Source organism: Methylobacterium oxalidis (assembly GCF_007992195.1).
In the GTDB taxonomy this organism is placed as follows: domain Bacteria; phylum Pseudomonadota; class Alphaproteobacteria; order Rhizobiales; family Beijerinckiaceae; genus Methylobacterium; species Methylobacterium oxalidis.
In genome coordinates this window covers 1-17,495 of sequence record NZ_BJZU01000150.1, presented here as the reverse complement: position 1 = coordinate 17,495, position 17,495 = coordinate 1, and the positions used below count along the sequence as shown (strand labels likewise).

Annotated in this window: 11 protein-coding genes and 3 pseudogenes; 13 read left to right on the top strand and 1 reads right to left on the bottom strand. The window is 54.8% G+C overall.

Going from position 1 to position 17,495, the window contains the following annotated elements; translation table 11 throughout:
* The 7 genes and pseudogenes from MOX02_RS26690 to MOX02_RS26660 all read left to right on the top strand — a co-directional run.
* Positions 1-322 (top strand): UDP binding domain-containing protein (locus MOX02_RS26690; RefSeq protein ID WP_280525359.1); only part of this gene is annotated, 322 nt, incomplete at its 5' end.
* Between the two features lie 357 nt (positions 323-679).
* Positions 680-2,926, top strand: a complete 2,247-nt coding sequence (locus tag MOX02_RS26685) for a glycosyltransferase (RefSeq protein ID WP_147028840.1) — start codon at positions 680-682, stop codon at positions 2,924-2,926.
* A gap of 22 nt (positions 2,927-2,948) precedes the next feature.
* A complete protein-coding gene (locus MOX02_RS26680; protein WP_147028839.1) occupies positions 2,949-4,040 on the top strand; it encodes a hypothetical protein in 1,092 nt (363 codons plus the stop codon).
* 182 nt (positions 4,041-4,222) lie between these two features.
* Positions 4,223-6,346: a glycosyltransferase gene (locus tag MOX02_RS26675; protein ID WP_147028838.1), complete on the top strand. Its 2,124-nt coding sequence runs from the start codon at positions 4,223-4,225 to the stop codon at positions 6,344-6,346.
* Complete coding sequence (locus tag MOX02_RS26670) at positions 6,343-7,467, top strand: glycosyltransferase family 4 protein (protein WP_147028837.1); 1,125 nt, start codon at positions 6,343-6,345, stop codon at positions 7,465-7,467. Before MOX02_RS26675 ends, MOX02_RS26670 begins: the two co-directional genes overlap by 4 nt.
* A gap of 199 nt (positions 7,468-7,666) precedes the next feature.
* Positions 7,667-7,894, top strand: a pseudogene (locus tag MOX02_RS32450) (transposase); the annotation flags it as partial.
* Between the two features lie 685 nt (positions 7,895-8,579).
* Positions 8,580-10,052 (top strand): glycosyltransferase family protein, encoded by a 1,473-nt coding sequence (locus MOX02_RS26660; RefSeq protein WP_147028836.1) that lies wholly within the window; start codon positions 8,580-8,582, stop codon positions 10,050-10,052.
* Positions 10,053-10,115: 63 nt separating this feature from the next.
* Here MOX02_RS26660 and MOX02_RS31590 read toward each other — a convergent pair.
* Positions 10,116-10,334: pseudogene (locus tag MOX02_RS31590) on the bottom strand (IS66 family transposase); the annotation flags it as partial.
* Here MOX02_RS31590 and MOX02_RS26655 point away from each other — a divergent pair.
* From MOX02_RS26655 to MOX02_RS26630, 6 genes and pseudogenes are all read left to right on the top strand, one after another.
* Complete coding sequence (locus MOX02_RS26655) at positions 10,256-11,839, top strand: ISL3 family transposase (protein WP_238179384.1); 1,584 nt, start codon at positions 10,256-10,258, stop codon at positions 11,837-11,839. The pseudogene MOX02_RS31590 and the gene MOX02_RS26655 sit on opposite strands and share 79 nt — an antisense overlap.
* Positions 11,840-11,885: 46 nt before the next feature.
* Positions 11,886-12,387, top strand: a pseudogene (locus MOX02_RS26650) (IS630 family transposase); the annotation flags it as partial.
* A 184-nt stretch (positions 12,388-12,571) separates the two neighbouring features.
* Positions 12,572-13,384: an ATP-grasp fold amidoligase family protein gene (locus MOX02_RS26645; protein WP_147028834.1), complete on the top strand. Its 813-nt coding sequence runs from the start codon at positions 12,572-12,574 to the stop codon at positions 13,382-13,384.
* Positions 13,385-13,454: 70 nt separating this feature from the next.
* Positions 13,455-14,483, top strand: a complete 1,029-nt coding sequence (locus tag MOX02_RS26640; RefSeq protein WP_147028833.1) for a hypothetical protein — start codon at positions 13,455-13,457, stop codon at positions 14,481-14,483.
* 230 nt (positions 14,484-14,713) lie between these two features.
* Positions 14,714-15,451 carry a GDSL-type esterase/lipase family protein gene (locus MOX02_RS26635; RefSeq protein ID WP_147028832.1) on the top strand — a complete coding sequence of 246 codons (738 nt, stop codon included), beginning with the start codon at positions 14,714-14,716 and terminating at the stop codon, positions 15,449-15,451.
* A 25-nt stretch (positions 15,452-15,476) separates the two neighbouring features.
* The gene (locus MOX02_RS26630; protein ID WP_147028831.1) at positions 15,477-16,556 is read left to right on the top strand and encodes a hypothetical protein; all 1,080 of its coding nucleotides are present in this window, start codon (positions 15,477-15,479) and stop codon (positions 16,554-16,556) included.
* Positions 16,557-17,495: the final 939 nt, after the last annotated feature.

Below are 17,495 nucleotides of genomic sequence, written 5' to 3'. Positions count from 1 at the left end.
ATCCCTGTCGATCGTGGCGGGCCTGCAGGATGCGGGCGCCAGGGTGCGGGCCTACGATCCGGAGGGGATGGAGCAGGCGCGGCCGCTCCTGCCCGACATCGGCTACGCGGCCGACCCCTACGACTGTGCCGAAGGGGCGGACGCGCTGGTCCTGGTGACCGAGTGGGACGCGTTCCGAGCGCTCGACTTCGATCGGCTGAAGGCGATCATGGCCGAACCTGTGGTTGTCGACCTGCGCAACGTCTACTGGAGCAGAGACATCGCTAAGCTTGGATTCAGTTACACCGCAATCGGGCAAAAAATGAATGCCCTGGTTGAGTAAAAGCTTGAAATATAATTACTGTAAAGGCTTCTAATATTGCTTATAAGCTACTAGTAGCCCCGGCGGTCTCTCGCGAAGACCGCCGGCCGACGCTTTTAAGCAAGTCTTAGATCCAAGTCATCAGCATAAGCCGCTCAAAATCCGCCGAGATCTGCAAACGAGCGCAGCCAGTACTGACCATCAGGTAGTGAAATTGGATGCGGGGTGGTAGATGTACGGTCAAATCACTAATCGACCGAACTCGGCACGGAATAAAAAGGTACTGCCCGAACCCGAGGAAACAACCTAGACGTCAACCCGCTATAGCAGATTGCGTTTCACTGACCGGATCACTTTAACGGCGATAAGAGACCCTCCGTGAAGATTTGCATTGCCACGCCAGATATAATTGGACCAATTAAAAACGGCGGAGTAGGAACCGCCTGCACAGCCCTGGCACAGGCACTGTCCGCAGCCGGACACGACGTCGACCTTTTTTATACATCTGTCTACTATGAGTCGGGTAATTTCGCGGAATGGTATGCTTATTATGCAAAGCTCGGAATAAAACTGGTCAGCCTAGATATCGCTTCGACGCCACCGGTGCATCCGAGCCCAACTGCCTCCGGCGATGACGTAACTGCGCAGTCGTATCACGTTTACGAAAGCCTCAAATCGAGTTCATACGACATCATCCATTTTGTGGATCTTCGCGGTCTCGGTTACTTTACCGCACTTGCGAAACATCAAGGGCTTTGCCTCGCGAGGACTAGAATCTTCGTCACCGTTCATGGCCCGACTTTATGGTCCCGGTTCGCGAACGCCGGCACCCTTGATGATATCACGTATCTCATACGCGACCGCATGGAACGCCGGCTAATCGAGTACGCAGATTTGCTCGTCACCCCTAGTAAGTACATGAAAAGATGGTTGGAAGATAATAAATGGATCCTGCCGAAGCAAACTATTTCACTGCCAAATCTACTTCCTGGCAGCAGCAGTATTACTACCAAGCGATTCGAAAGATACCGAGACGGTAAACTGACCGAGCTAGTATTTTTCGGACGGATGGAGCCGCGAAAGGGACTTTTGCTGTTCTGCGATGCAATTGACCGCATCGACGGCAAGTTGGATCCGTCCATAACGGTAACGTTCCTCGGGAAGCTCGGCAACCAATACTCAATCGAGGATATTCACAGGCGCGCCTCACGATGGCGGAGAGCTGTAGCACTCCAAACCGGTTTTGATACTTTCAAGGCGATCGAGTACTTGCAGGTCCCCGGCCGCCTCGCAGTGCTCGCGGCAATTCAAGACAATTCACCATACACTGTACTAGAATGTCTATATCATAAGATACCATTCATCGCAACTGAAGTCGGCGGTTCCTCAGAACTTGTTGCCGATGCGTATCACGAAGCTACATTCTTCCAGCCCACCCCGGCAGATCTCGCAGATCGAATATTAACCGTGTCGAAAGCTGACATTCTCCTAAGAGCCGAACCGGCTTTCGATTTCGACCGAATACGACGCCAGCATCTAGCACTCTATGAAACATGTTCAACGAACCCGAACGGTACGACGCGGCAGCAACCCGCGAAACCAAAAGCTAAACCATTGATCACCGTCAACCTGCTTCACTATGAGCGTCCGGCACGTCTCATCCAGGCTCTGAAATCGATCGAAGCTCAGGATTACGACCACGTAGAACTTATCATCGTCGACAATTCGAGCCGTTCTTCGTCCACGATTGAATGCCTTAAATCTATCGAGTCTGGAACTCGACGTTACCCTACAGAAATTATCAGGATGCAAGAAAATTTCTACGAGCCTTATTCGAGAAATTCGGGAGCGGCTAGAGCGCGCGGGAAGTACGTTCTTTTCATGGACGACGACAATGTTGCAAAGCCTCACGAATTGTCGACTTTCTGTAGCGTTGCTGAGCAAACAAAATTCGACGTATTAACCTGTTTCGCCGATCAATTTGTGGGTGACGAACCGCCTAAACGCAGTACTGACGCCGTAAGACGATTCGTCACGATGGGTGATTTTGGACCACTAGGCATTTTGATGAATGGTTACGGCGATCTCAACTGCTTTGTTAATCGTGAGAAATTCCTCGAAACTGGCGGCTTCGTAGTAGATGGCCGTTTCAATCATGCGGAGGATTGGCGATTTTTCGTTAAGGCGCATACTGGGGGGCTGCGAATCGGCGCGGTGCCGGAGGCCCTCTTTTGGTATCGCGTAGGCACCGAAAGCCCGGGAATTAATTGGAGAACGCAAGATCGTGGCGGCGCGCTCGATCGAGCCGCTCGAATTTACCTCGGAGAAAAGGTCACGGAGGACGGGATGTTTTCCCGCTTGGCGCAGGGACTCTTCTGGCGCGCGGTTGAACTTGAACGAGAGCGGAAAGCGGCCGCGGCGGAACTTGAGGCTGCTCTGCAAAAACAAACACAGCTCGCAGAACTGATTCAGCAGATGGCTGACACGAGCGCCGTCTTAAGAAACGATTTGTCTTCCGTTATTGGATTCATCACGGGAAGCCTGAAGTCGAAGCCTGGCAGCTTTGACGAGGAAACGGATCGCGCACTTGCCGCATTAGAGCGCTTTTCAGCCGGTGGCGTCTAGCCCGTTACGGAGAGGTTGTACTATGGAGTTGAATTTCTCGGAGCCCTTACGCGTAGGAACGTGTCACTGCCTGGTATTTCAGCTTGGAGCTTCAACCAGCGACGCAACAGTGGATTACCGAAATGGCGACAGTATTCTGCTTCATTTAAGTCTTCGACGCACCTTACGCAGGGTTGTGATCAACGACCAACGCGACGGCAGATGGCAACTCGAAGACGAATTCATATTGACACAGGAGGAAGCTTCGTCCGAGCTCACAGTTCGTATTATTATCGAAGAAAATGGTCTTGCAGTCGGGATAAATATGCACGCCCCGAAGTTGCTAGCCAGAGGCGAAGATATTCATCTTGCGACCACTCTTCAGTTTGAAGGCAACGTGTTGTTTTTTCATAACGAAGCAGAGCGGAAGTGTAGAGATGAGGTGCAAGTACCTAGCGACGATCATGTGCCGATGCCACGAGTTCGAATTGCCGTCTCTCATACCGACATAATGCACGTCTCTGGTAAAATCTGGATTTCAGGAGAGACAGACGGGCACCTCGTGTTCAGCATTGACGGCCGTCCAGCGGGTATGTTGTCACTTGGAGAGATTACCGCGGGCAAAAAGGATTCCACTCCGGAAGGTGCTGACTTTAGCTGGGAGTTTCCTGAAAACTGTCTTGTCGCAGACGGTATGTATCTAACCGTCAGCTTGATTGACCAGGGATTAACGTTTCCACTTGCCAATCATAGAATAACTTCGAAATTTGTAGGAGGAATAGATAGATGCAGCGAATCGCTTGTCCGCGGTTGGGCTTTTAACGACTTTCTTCCGCGTCGACCAGTGAATGTCGCGATCTTCCTCAATCATGTCTATCAAGGTACTGTTTTGGCCAACCGACATCGGAGCGATATAGCAGAGATACGGCCCGAAGCCTCACACTGTGGTTTCGTCTTCCGGTTTCAAAAGACCATATTTCTCCCAGTGGGTTCCGACGTGTCTATCACTACGAAGATACACAATACCACCCAACAACTTGACCACAGCCCTTGGCATATATGCAGGCATGTTGAGCCGAGCCAGTTGGCATCATTGCGTCGAGCTGCGCTCGACCTTGAAGAGGCGCCCTCATGAAAGGGGGTACGGTCTGACAGTAGTAATCCGCCCGGTGTCTTTAGCTTGTGTCCCTATAGGATTTTGTAAAGCAACATCATTGAAGCTCAGCGGTCATATGCGCTGCCTTTATCTGTAGCACTTGCGCCCTTGACGTTGGTTCTATTTTCAGGTAACTGGCCTAAAACGACGGGAGATGTTCTTTGGAAATTGAGCTTCAAGATCCGATCGCGCCTGGCGACGTGCATAACATAAAGCTCGCCGGCGTTCATGACCGGCTTCCTACTACCTTGGATTATATTGCCGGCGAAAATGTCTTGCTCCATATCAGTCTTAGGCCGGACGAGCAAGCAGTGGTTATTAACGATCGCGTTGATGGCATTTGGCGAACTGAAAGCCGTATGCAGATACCTTCTGCCTTTCTGTCTGGGGTGGCCGATCTGTCTATTCAATTTGACGCGTCGTCCGCCATCATCTCCATTACCGAAGGAGATCTGATTACGTTTCGGCGGGAGACTGATTTCGCTGAAGTGACGAGAATACGAAGTCAGGTGTTTGTCGAGCTGAGTCGAAGGTCGACATTGGTACTCCCGTCCGGGGCGGAAGGCGTAGGGGGCGCCGGGTCTATGGTTGAGGTAGAACCTAATGGCCTGAAAGCTTCCGGGAGTAATGGCGCTTCTGCGGGAATTTCCCTGTCGGAGACAGGAGGCTCCGGTACGGGCTCAGGCGCGAAGGCGACAGGCGGCGCTCCCGGTAAGGCGCTGCCGTCGGAAATAGCTGTCCGAGGGGCTACTTCTCTCGGAGGCGACGCAACAGCAGTACGTATTCCGGTGCGCGACACGATAAGCTTCGAGGTAAAGCCGTTTCATTTACCAATTCTGAAGATTGCGGTCGGACCCACTGCGTCGAGTAAAGGTGTTGAAGCGGTCGTCCGCCTGAAATTTTGGGACTCCAAAGCTCGAAAAATTACCGCGACACCCCACGGTTTCAAATCACTCGGCGATGGTGTGTTTGAGAGGAGGAAAGCGTTAGAAGCGTCGCCGCTCGGCCATTCTGAGGAGGTCCCTTTAGTTCCGCCCTATGGCGCAGTTCGAGGCGAAGCTGTCCTTCTGCTCGAGGGTAATCCGGCGGAGCAGATCCCCACTGAGCAGTTAGAAGTTCACTACCAAAATACCTGCCGAGAGTGGCGCGAGATGGCTATGGTCGGCGCGTCGCCTGACGGCAACTCAAGCGGCACTCCCATCATTTACTCGACGAGTGCAGGACCTTTCCGCGATGACGTCCTGCGCTTAAGGCCGCACTACCTTTCCGAGAATTTTGGAAAGCTCGGCTTTGAAGTGACCTACATTCCGCTCAGTGACACGATTCCCGTCGCAAAGCCTGCTCCAGGCATCACCCAAATGCGACGTTCGGATTATTTTCTTCATCTTCAAGATATTCTGCAGCGTCGCACAAAGCCTGGTATATTTATATGTTCTAGTCTGTGCGACAGCCAGACGTTCTTGATGATCGACCTACTCAAGGAGCGCGGCTGGAAGATCTTGTACGAAGTTCGAGACGATCCTGAGGGGATGAAGGCCGCGGGCGCAGGTTATGGCAAATGGTATAATTCCGGCCTTGAACGGAGGATGTGTCAAACTGCGGACGTCGTCATCACGGTCAGCGGTCCCCTACGAGATCGCGCGATCGCATTTGGCGCGCGCGAGGAGGCGGTGCATGTTCTCCCGAATGGGCTGGAGGAGGAAGCGTTCCGGTACCTAGAGCAGAATTGGAGTGAAGCCGCGATTGGGGGGCGAAATTCGAGAAGAAGTAAAGTGGGTTATTTTGGACATATGTTCGGCGGCAGATTTGATGTCGATGCCGTTGCGCAGGCAGCCAGAGAGCTTCCGGAAGTACAGTTCGAACTCATCGGGCCGGGTTTGCACGATCCGAAGCAACTTGCTGCTGATAATATCAAGCTTTTTGGTCAACGATCGATCGATGAATTCTATGAAATTAGCTCGACGTGGGACGTTGGGATTCTCCCATTCAAGGTGAATCGCATCACATTTTCGCTCGACCCCATCAAGTACTATCAGTATCTCGCTGCCGGCCTGAAGGTTGTGCATTCGGATGTGCACAATCTTCGCGGAACCCCGTTTACCTTTCTCTATGCGGCAGACAAGTCCCTCAGCAAGACTATATTGCGAGCGCTGGCTTCTCCGGTAACAATGGAAGATGGCAGGGTCGTGCGAGAGTACCTCTCACTTACAACCTGGGAGTCGCGAGCTGCGGACACATTGAAGTATCTCGGCTACGCTGAGCAAAGCATTGGGAAGCGCGCATGATTAAACATTTGACAATCTACGAAAATTGCAGCCTCGGCGGCATCATTTCCGTGATTCGTGAGCGCATGCGCGTGCTGCAACCGCGTGGGCTCGAAGAATATTTTTACTTCATGCGGGATCGGGGTGGCGTGGCATCGCTCCAAGCTGAGGGAGCTCGGCATACATTTCTAGGCCATCTTGGAATTGATAATAATATATATAACCTTGTCAAAAGCGAAGAGATACCCTGCGTTACGCTATTTTCGCATTTCCACCTTGCTCGTAATTTAAAACGGGAGGGATTGAAAGTCTATCTCGAGTTGCACGATTGTCCTCCTGCAACTGTTGCACCAGTCGGAGCGCTAAAGGGATTTTTTGATAAAGTCGTCGTTCCCAGCGCTTGGTCTCGTGACTGGGTGAACGCGGAAGCCGGCATTCCACCGCAGGATATCGAAATCGTCCCGAACTTCATCAATACCGATATCTTCTATTCTGAACAGAGGACTCCTTTATCCACGTCGCATCCGCGACCAATGCTGTGGGTTGGCCGTCTGGACGAGCGAAAGAATTGGCGCGACGCTGTTTATATCGCGTCGCTCCTCAAGAAGCGCGGTCTCCGCGTGAGGCCGGTATTTGTGCTAAGTTTGCGCTATGAGGATGAGTACGTTCACGACTTCATGGATCAGATTGCGCTGCTTGGAATCGATGAGGATGTGAGGGTTTACTATAATTTGTCTCAAGCTGATCTAGCGGGTATGATGCGGGATTTTGCCCACCAGGGAGGGTGTTTTTTATCGACTGCGAGACTTGAATCATTTGGGCTTGGAATTGTTGAGGCGTTGGCGTGTGGCTTGCCCGTGGTGGCTTCGGCGGTCGGTGCCGTGCCGGAACATGTGGTCCACGGAGACAGTGGCTACCTCTTTGCTTTTGGGGAGCGTGTTGCCGCAGCAGATCTCGTTGAGGAATGCCTGTTCGTTCGGAAGAGCCGAGAGCGGGTTCTTGCTGGTATGAAGCATTTGGCTCTCGATGCGAAGCGGAGCGAGGCGGTAGAGCAGTTAGTTCGCATGTTCTCGGCTGGATCTGGCGGCTTATCTGATGCTCCTCTTGATTTGCCTGGCGCAACGATTGCGCAAGTAGGTTGAGTCGCGGGGGTAGATGTGCTCACGTTGACGCTCACCGCAGGACACCCGAGAGGTATAGGCCATCAGGTGCAAGTTGGTCCGTGCCTCATTGTTGAGCGTGCACGTGGGTTTAGGGTGAAGGTCAGATCCGGCGTGATCGGGTTGGGCGGGCCCGCACACTCTGGTTCCCGACAGCCTCCGGGAGGTGTTCGAGTAGCTTCTGCCGCCCGAGCGTGAGACGCCAAAAAAAGCGGGCGACTGCCCGTCTTAGATCGCGCGGCGCTGGCGGGCTTATTCCTGGTGCTGCACACGGGCAGGCGGTGGAAGCGCCTGCCGCATTCCGAGGTGGGCTACAGCCGCAAGACGTTGGCGACGGCCTCACGCGCGGCAGGCTGCAGGTGTCTGGGCCGCGCTGCACCGTGCGGTATTGGAGCAGCTTCAGGGTGCTGAGCGCTTCCGTCAGATCCTCGGGTAATCTCGCTTGTACGCAGCACGTTTTGATGACTGCAACCGTCGGTGTGGACAGTTCGCCTCAGATGCGGCGCGGAATCGGTGGTTGGGTTGCTGACTGCGTGCGCTTGGGTCTTGGTCCGAGGGAGTCGGACGTGCTGATTGCCGGCAAGACGCTTGAGCGTCGAGTTGGAACGTGGGGCTGCGTGCATAGGTCAGCCGAATCTCCGTCTGGCTAAATGGCGCGCTTGTTGCGGAGCATCTCCGCTGCCTTCTCCGTGGCACTACGTGCTCATGCACGCACGCGAGCCGGGATACCTGCGCAATGAGCACTAGTAGGATATCGTGTCCGGTGAAATATCGCTCTTCGGCAAGGCCGGTCAAGGACGCCTCGCGATCGATGATCGCCGTCAAGCGCGGCTAGGAAGCGGTTGCGTTATCTTGGGAAGGAAACGATGACAAAAGTCAGCTGCGCAGGTTGTATGGGTACAGTTGAGTCGGCTTATACGTTAGAATGCAAAGCAGATGACGTGAACTGCGGAACGGTTATTTCCTCTGAAAGGCAGGAAGTGTGCGAACGATGGGGCTGTGGAGGTTTTCGCCTATTGGATTTAGAGACGGCGAGACGTGCGCAATTCCGTTGCAGATCAGTCGGGAAGCCGTCTTAGCATAGGATCATTGTCATGCGGGTCGCGCTCATAACAATGCAGAAAAACGAAGATCGGCTTTTAGATTGCTGGATTAAATATCACGGAGATATTTTTGGTCGCGATAACTTGTTTATTTTCGACAATGGCTCTACCTCGGAGGAGGTGAAGGAGACCTTGCGGACGGCGGCCTGCAGCGGAACCAACGTTAGCTACGCCTATCCGCAGCCTATTGATTTCGAACGCAAAGGAGAGATTGTCGCGGGCTGCATGCAAGAACTCCGGCACAGATATGATTTTTTTGTGCCGCTTGATGTTGATGAATTTCTTGATCTTGAAACTGATATGCCCTTCACGGCCGACGCGTCGAGCCTGATGTCGGAATTTGAACGCCTGAAGACGAAAGCCCGTCGATACTTTAGAATAGAAAAGTGCTATAACAATATACCTCATAGTTGTTATGTGAAAAAGGGCGTTACTAAAAAACTAATCGTTGGATCAGGCGAGCAATTTAAACTTGACAATGGGTTTCACTTGTATGATTGGTTGAGCGGAATGGATACTGTGCCGGGTGGAGTGGTTGAAAAGTGTAACTTTGTGCATGTTCACTTTCACTCGCGGGACTTTGAAGGTCTGCTGGAAAGCGCGAGAGAGAAGCTGAAACTTAGGGTTCCGAATTTCCGCGGATTCACGCTCGCAAATTATACTGGACATGGCCTGCATGTGGCTCCGTACTTTGGCATGTCTCCCCAAGAATATTCTCAGCGGGATTCTCTTGATGGCGCCGTAGATATCTCACAGGCGTGGAAGATGAAGGGCTTGGGAGATGTTCCATTTTCCGGTAGTTCAGCTCATCGTGTTTTATCTTTAGAAGAAATGCTTGATCCAGTTAATTTGTTTTATATTGCCGGAAAAAACAGCAGGTCCGTTGATGAGCTTGGATTCGTCCGGAAGTGTCTGGGTTCTTCATCGAATTTGTTACAGTATGGCAGTGATTCGACCGCATTACTTGCATGTGAGATGGGATTGCCGTCTGTTACGGTGGTAGAGCCACATATTGATGCTGTGAAGATTGCGGTTACAGATCGGGATTATGCGGCATACCTCCACCTGGGGCGGCTTCGGTACAAAAGTGATTTTTCTGTCGACCTGAGGATGAGAAGTTCCGTCAAACAGCATGTGCCTCGTGCAGAGCTCGACGCCTATGCACGTCCGCTTGGCGATGATCAATACGATGCGGTTATATTAGCAGGGGAGCTCGGACCGTTCCTCGCCGCTTCGCTATACCTTTTGGAACAATCTTCATTTCAAGACCGTATCTTGGTTTTTGCATGTCATCAGTCAGAATCTGTGAAGCTAGAAATTGAGCCTATATCTAGGCTATTTACTATAGAAGATTCCGTCGGCTGCTTTGCTCGTCTTACTCCGAGAGCTGACAAACAGGAGATCGCGAAGTCGCTCATAGTTTCCACGTATGAAAAATATTTATCTAAAAGCGAGTATCGATAGACATTTTTTTGTTCGGCAAACCTTTTGCTACTGTGTTGCGAGATAGCGGTGTCGAGCTTGGCCTAGGGGCCGCTCAGCAGTGCGGTCGGAGGCATAGAGGTAGACGTGGCCCGGCGGATCTGTGCCGCCCCAGGGTCGATCATCCCAAGCGTAGGCCCAGAGCCGGCCTGTCTTGGTGCGCCCGCGCCCTGGGTCGAGCACCGGTGCGGTGGTCTCATCGGCAAACAGCTTGCCCGAGGCCCTCAGGTGTTCCAACAGCCGCGCGTGCACCGGCCGCAACACGCTGCCCAGGATGTCGAACCTTGTTGCGTCGTCACCACGGGCGGTACGAACGAACCCTCGTGGACCTGCCCTGGCAGGGTCGGCCCGCTCGCCTGCAGCTTCGCCTACGGCGCTTCCTCTGTCCCAATGCCAGCTGCCCGCGGCGGACCTTTAGCGAGAGCGTCAGTCAGGTCGTCCGACCTCATGCTCGGCGCTCCGAGCGCCTGCGCGTGTTCCAGCGCCACCTCGGCCTCACGCTCGGCGGCGAACCCGCCGCTCGCCTTGCGCGGCGTCTCGCGATGCCGCTGAGTGGCGACACGCTCTTGCGTCTCGCACGGGCGGCGCCGCTGCTGCTTCCTCCGGAGCCGCGCGTCGTCGGGATCGACGAGTGGGCTTGGCGGCGTGGCTGCCGCTACGGCACGATGCTTGTCGACCTCGAACGGCGCGCCGTCCTCGATCTGCTGCCGGATCGCGACGCCCTGAGCGTTGCTGCCTGGCTACGCCGCCATCCCAGCATCAAGGTCGTCGTCCGGGACCGGGCCGACGTGTTCGCTGAGGGCGCACGCCTGGGAGCACCGCAGGCCCGGCAAGTCCTCGACCGCTTCCACCTGCTCTGCAATCTTAGCATCGCCCTCCGCGCGATCGTCGCTCATCACCACATCGCAATCCGCGCCGCCGGTCGCGCGCTCCTCAGGCTCAAGATCGAGACGGATCGGACGGCGGCCAAGGCCGCGCGACCGCCGACGGCGATCGAGGTTAGGAAGCGAGCAACGCACGCGCCTCGTCAGGCACGGCACGCCGAGCTCAGGCGGCTGGCCGAGGCTGGCGCCTCGGTTGCGGGCGTTGCCCGCGTGCTTGGGCTGGATCGGAAGACGGTGCGGGTCTGGCTGCGCCGCGACACACCGCCTTCCTGGCAGCGAGGGCGCGCCGTACCGACAATCCTCGATCCCTACCGCGCCGAACTCGAGGCGCGCTGGCAGGCCGGCTGCCGCAGCGCCGCCGAACTTGCCCGCGGACTGATCGGCGCCGGCGCCGCCGTTCGGCCGCGGGTTGTTCGCGACTGGGCGATGAAGCGGCGGCGCAGGAGCGTGGACGTGTTGGATACCACGCCCGGCTCAACGAGCGCGCCGCGATGGCGGCCACCGTCGATCAATCGGCCGACATGGCTTCTGCAGGCGGACCCGTGCACGCTGGGCGAGGACGATCGTCGCTTCCTCGTACACCTACGGACGGAAGCCCCGGACCTGAGGGAGAGCGCGGCCCTCGCGCGTCGCTTTGCCGACTTGGTGCGACCGCAATCGAGTGAGAGCCTGGAGGCCTGGTTCGCGGCCGCGGCCGGGACGCCGCTGGCGAAGTTCGCGCTTGGTCTGGGACGCGACAGAGAAGCGGTACGGGGCGCGATCACGATGCCCTGGTCGACGAGCCCAGTCGAGGCGCAGATCGGGCGATTGAAGATGCTCAAGCGCACGATGTTCGGCCGCGCCGGCTTCGCCCTTCTGCGTCAACGTGTTCTCACTGCAACCTGAGTATCAGGCACCACACAGTTCGCGGAAGAACCAGGATCCAACGCCCGCTCACACCACCAACATGGCGCGCCGCTAGGGGTGGGCCCCGCGCGGCGAGCGCTGCCGGCTTGCAGCACCGTTTGGCCACTACAAAACGACCACCGTCACGGCCGCTATACGCACGAGTGGGCTGTGTGCCACCGCGCTTCTTGACGGCCCCACCAACGGCAGGCGCTTCCGTAGCTACGTCACCGAGACCCTGGTCCCGGCGCTGCAGCCGGGCGACATCGTCGTGATGGACAACCTGCCAGCCCACAAGGTCGCCGGCGTGCGCGAGGCGGCAGAGGCCGTGAGACAGGCTCATGTACCTGCCGTCCTACAGCCCTGACCTCAACCCGATTGAGCAGGCCTTCGCCAAGCTCAAGGCGCTGCTGCGCAGCGCGGCAGCCCGCCGGATCCCGGAACTCTGGGCAGCGATCCGGCACGCATTCACGCACTTCACCCCGCAGGAGTGCCGCAACTGCCTCGCTGCAGCCGGATACGAGGACGACTTGGCCGTCGATACATGACCGGAAATAGCTCTAATCCCGGGCGAAGCGGCTGCTGCCCGGCGAACACTCTCGCGCCAACCGCAGGCTGATAGAGGCATAGGCCACTCGACGCCTGGGCAACGGTGGAAGGGCGCAGGCGGAAAGGTGGCTGGATGGTTCCGCCCGCGTATGATAGGCGGTAGCCAAATCTCAGGAGGACAGAATGGGTTGGGTTGCATTTCAAAAGGAGAGGGTTGAGGGGCGTGAAAAACATGTCCCATGGTTCGTCGGAGACAAGACGGCTGCGTATGATTTTGCGAAGAAACACGGTGTTCAAGTCCCGCATATTTATCGCCTATTTGATAGGCCGGTCGAATTCCGAGATGAGGACTTTCCTGACCGATTTGTCGTAAAGCCAAAGGGATTGCACTCCACAAAAGGTGTAATGGTATTGCGGCGGCTAAGCCAAGGCCGTTATTTCGACAGTATGAGGCAAATGGAAATAACGGAGTCCGATATTCGTAAGCAGCAAGAGGAGCTATATGAAGAGAACCGCTTCAAAGGAAGCTACAAACTAATCGTTGAGGAAAAGCTCGTCGGCGAAAACAACGAAGATCAGATACCATATGATTACAAACTGTACATGTTCCAAGGTGAAAACGGGCTGACTATTCAATACGACAGAAACACGAAGCCTCCCACAGGCGCCTGGTTCGGACCTAATTGGTCAGAGCTGAACCCGCTTACGAGTCTTGAAAGCGAGTGGAAGGTACTTCGCTGTGGACTTCCTACGAGGCCTCGATGCTCAGACAAGATGCTTGCCGACGCAGCAAAGCTCTCTCTTGCGCTTCCTACTCCATTCGTAAGCGTAGACATGTACGCCACGTCCCGCGGGCCGGTGTTAGGCGAGCTTACGCTAGCGCCTGGTGGACCGTACTATGGTAAGCAGTACCGTTTCAAAGACCATTTGGACAATGCTCTCGGTGCTGCTTGGGAGCGAGCAACAGAGCGCCTGCGGCTGCGAGCGGATGTGTAAGCTTGCGAGAGCTTTGCTGTTCGTAACGTTGGCTCTATGCTGCTTACGGCCAGGGAACGTCTTAGCGGAAATGAAAGCTGGATTGCCTCTAGTTGGTGTAAATCAGGCGAATATGGCCTGGCTAAATACAAGCCAGCGAGATGCCATGTTTGCCGAGATGATTCGGTCGGGAGTCAAGGCAGTGAGACTGAATATTCAGCCTCCGCTGCAGGATAGCAAAAATTCACTTGTGCAAGCTCATAAACATGGACTTAGCGTTCTCCTGGTAGTGACCCTCTCTGCGAAGGAATTTTACGAGCCTGGAACTGAGCGTCGCCCAGGTAACGCTATGGTAAAGGCGGCTTACCCGCTGTCCAAGCTGGACGTGGGTAAATTCGAAGAGTCGTTTGGTGCATTCTGGCGCGATCTAGATCAGAGTGGAGTAGTTTTGTCTGGCGTGGAGGTAGGCAACGAAATAGACTGGGCGGAGTTTAACGGCGACCTTGGTGTATATTCGAAGGAGCATGGTAGAGTTGGCTTTCGGGATTTAGCGAATTATGATGCAATTGAGAGAGGTATCGAGAAATATCTAGGTATTGTTTCTGCTGTTCGCCGCCTTAAAGAAAGTATCTTATCCGCAAGGAATACCGTCATTGTGGCGGCAGGAATGGCCAATATTCCTTCGCACTGGGCAGCGAAATCCGGCGCCGATGCTCTTGAGGTGGAAGCTCTGCAAGAGAAGCTTTTCAAGCGAGGGCTTGCGCGATCTGTGGACGCACTCGCGATTCATCACTATCCAAACGCCGACTCTGCCCCTGACCTCCGAAAGCGGGCATTGCGCGCCACAGTCGCCAAGTGCGGCGCCGCCAAAATCGGAGTCGGATGCTGGCTAACCGAGTGGGGTGTCCGCAACGATGAGCGGAACTGCCCCGTCGATGACAAGCAACGCGCTAAGATCGTTCGAGAGGTGCGCGAGATTGTGGATCCAGTTGCACGTGCCGGTGAAATCGCCGCGCTGTTCTACTTTGAGTGGTCCAGCAATTCTCAAACCTCGATCTGGCGTTGCGGCGACCTCACTGAGGCAGGACGAATTGCGATTGCGCCGGTTGCAGCGAAGTAGCTTTTGCTTATGCTGTTATCTGCGATTGCATCGAGGTGGTTCCGGTAGGTGTTTTCGCCTATTGCCCTGACTCCAGCCGCGACGCTTATTGCGCGGTATTTCTCAAAACCGAACTCAACGACCAAGCCAAACCGGGCAGCTGGGCAAGAATCGAGTTGCTCCTCTCAAGGACTCATAACTTCGGTTTTAATTCTGAGCATACCCGAGCTGGATCTATTGGATACGTTAAAATGTCGCGCGCTCAAGCTGTCATTCAGGGCTTACTAGTGGTGATCATCACTGCATTCGTGGTGCCTATTTACTCGATCAATCCCTCCCTGGCGGCCGAAGCGGACTGTGAAGAAGCTGATACTTTGCTCGCTACGACTCCTTCACCACCTCGATCAGTCTCATGGTTTAAGCGCCATTTGCATATTCGAGATGAATTGGAGGCCCGAGTAGATACATTCATAGTTGGTGATTCGCTTGCGCAAAATTGGCCGCTTGACCTCTTCAGGAGAGCAGGAGGTCTACGGCCCGTAAATGCAGGTATCGGCAGCGACAGAACTCAGCAGATCCTCTGGCGACTCAGTGCGATGGAACTCCACAGGATTGCTCCCAGATCGGTTATTGTGATAGTTGGGACTAATAATCTCAGTGGTCTTGAAAAGGCGTGCGCTATTTCTGCCGGAATTATGGCCGTTATTCGAAAGGTAAGAGCAATCTGGTCAGATGCTAAAATTACCTTCGTTGAGATCCCACCGAGGGGCGAAAAATTCAAAGATTTTGAATGTCAAAGGCAGTCTGTTAATTCATCTGTAAGAGCGCAAGTTCGGAAAATTGCGAATGCGGAGACGTTTAATGCTGACAGTATTATAACGTGTGGCTACAGGGTTGAGTGCACAAATCTTAATGCCGATAGATTGCACCTTTCACATTCTGGATATGTTTCATTGACGGCGGCCCTTCGCTCCGCGGGACGTTTATAGCTGATCTGCAGCGTTTGTAGGATGGATGAACGTGACTTCTGGTGGCGGCAGGACGTACATTTTCGACTGCGAGACACTTTTTGCCTTCGCAGTTGGTACTGAAATGGGAGACGGCCCTGTTTTTCTAACGTTCGCGCCGTGGGCCGCTCAGCCCCCCAGTCAGCCGTGGGGGCTCAACTTCTTTGTTCCGCGCTCGATCCCAGTGATCGCTGTTGTTGGCAAGCAGAATCATTGGTGGCACACAGCCGCGATTTGGCAGCTCGCCGATGTTGTTCGCAAGCATGTAGCGTCTCGCCCGTTAATCTTATACGGAACATCGTTAGGCGCATACGGAGCGCTGCATCTGCGGAACGCGTTCGATGCTGCATACGGCTTCGCAATTGCTCCCCAAGTTTCTGTGTCGCCGGAAGTCGCTTCCGGTGACGGGAGGTGGCTAAAGGACCGCGCTTTAATTGAGCTGCAGTTCGACGAACTTTCGAATCTCCGCATGCAACGTGCGACTTGCTGTGTTTTCCTTGACCCTTTCGACGCAAGTGACCGATATCAATACGAGTTGCACAGCCCTATTGACAAGCTGGACTCCCCGGGAGGCATTGCTCTTGTGCCTATTCCTCATTTTACTCATGGAGCGGCGATACATCTTGCACGTTCAAAGTTAATCGCGCCGCTGCTCGTCGAGGCAGCAAGGGGCCGATTTCCCGACGTCTCGGAAGTTCGGCCGCAATTTGGCGAAGCATACAAACTGGTTCCAAAGCCGTTCTTTAATTATCTCCGCCGCTCTGAGAAAATTCTGGAGCGCGATGTTGCCTTATTTAGACAGCATCTGGACGCCTCAACGACGTTTGATTATGAGGCAGCATACATGGCCTCTGAGGTGTTTCTGAAGCTTGAAGATCGTCATGAAGCAATGAAATGGTCTGATCGCAGCATTGTTAGAGTGCTTGAGCAATATGGGCGTATCTCTTCAGATGCAGCTTGTAAACACCTTCGCACACTGAAGAGAGCGCGCGGTATCGAAGCAGCGCGTGCTTGGTGGGAGCCGCTCGACAACGTGCACAAATCTGCAGCAGCTGAGGCATTTTATAGAAAGTATATAATAGTTTAAAGATATTTTGCCAATTTGTCCATTATGCGTTTATGCCTCGCGCAGGAAGAATGTTTTGCAAGCGAACTCTGTACCGCGGTGCTGCATCTGGGAGTACTCTCTGGTTTGGGTTCATGAAGCAAGTAGCTCCTAATCGTGACATGTGAGTTCAGACTGTATTGCTACCGCGTGTTACGCATCATTTTCACAGTTAGCGCAAGACCGCCACAGGATAGGGTCAGGATAGCGGGTCGTTTCAATCTGTTTCAAGACTCGCCCTGCTCGCACAAACCAGCTCCTACTTTCTGGTAAGATCGGCTTGTCCGTTGTCTCTACGAGATTGATTTGGGTCATCTTTGCGACTGAAGTCTGAGCTGCCGTGTTTGAGGCCGAGCCGGCAGGCGGCCCTTTCTCTTGCGGCGGCCGCGATTGCCGCCGTCTCTTTGCCGAAGCAGAAGGCTTCCGTCGATGCCCGGTGAACGATGGTTCTCCCGCAATTTGCGTGGGGCGGTGTGAGGCTTTGATGGCCGCTTTCCAATTCAAGGGCTTTGCTCCTGAGAGTGCCATGCCGCGCCGCCTTCTGCCCCTCCTCCCGAACCACCTCCGCGTTGTCAGTGTCGACCCGATCGCCGAACACCTCGTCGTCTGTGTTGCGCCGCAGCCCGTCCCGGCGCGCTGCCTTGGAGACGGACTTTCTCGCGTCATCACCACGGGCAGTACGAGCGAACCCTCGCGGATCTATCCCTGCAGCGTGGGCCAGTCTGCCTGCAACTCCTGCTGCGGCGCCTCCGCTGGTCCAACCCCGTTTGGCTGCGTCGAACCTTCAGCGAGGAGACCGGTGACGCTATTTCGAGCCTGTTTGAGGGTTAATCTCAGGCGGGATTGTTGAGGGCGTTGATCGCCATGAGGCAGGCGACGCAGGTGAGCCGGCCTGTTGCGACATCGAGACGGCCGGCGCGT

What these genes read in the sequence shown, in the direction of transcription:
- MOX02_RS26660 (WP_147028836.1), top strand. Translation starts at nt 8,580, where the DNA reads ATGCGGGTCGCGCTCATAACAATGCAGAAAAACGAAGATCGGCTTTTA.
- MOX02_RS26640 (WP_147028833.1), top strand. Translation starts at nt 13,455, where the DNA reads ATGAAAGCTGGATTGCCTCTAGTTGGTGTAAATCAGGCGAATATGGCC.
- MOX02_RS26635 (WP_147028832.1), top strand. Translation starts at nt 14,714, where the DNA reads ATGTCGCGCGCTCAAGCTGTCATTCAGGGCTTACTAGTGGTGATCATC.
- MOX02_RS26670 (WP_147028837.1), top strand. Translation starts at nt 6,343, where the DNA reads ATGATTAAACATTTGACAATCTACGAAAATTGCAGCCTCGGCGGCATC.
- MOX02_RS26645 (WP_147028834.1), top strand. Translation starts at nt 12,572, where the DNA reads ATGGGTTGGGTTGCATTTCAAAAGGAGAGGGTTGAGGGGCGTGAAAAA.
- MOX02_RS26630 (WP_147028831.1), top strand. Translation starts at nt 15,477, where the DNA reads ATGAACGTGACTTCTGGTGGCGGCAGGACGTACATTTTCGACTGCGAG.
- MOX02_RS26680 (WP_147028839.1), top strand. Translation starts at nt 2,949, where the DNA reads ATGGAGTTGAATTTCTCGGAGCCCTTACGCGTAGGAACGTGTCACTGC.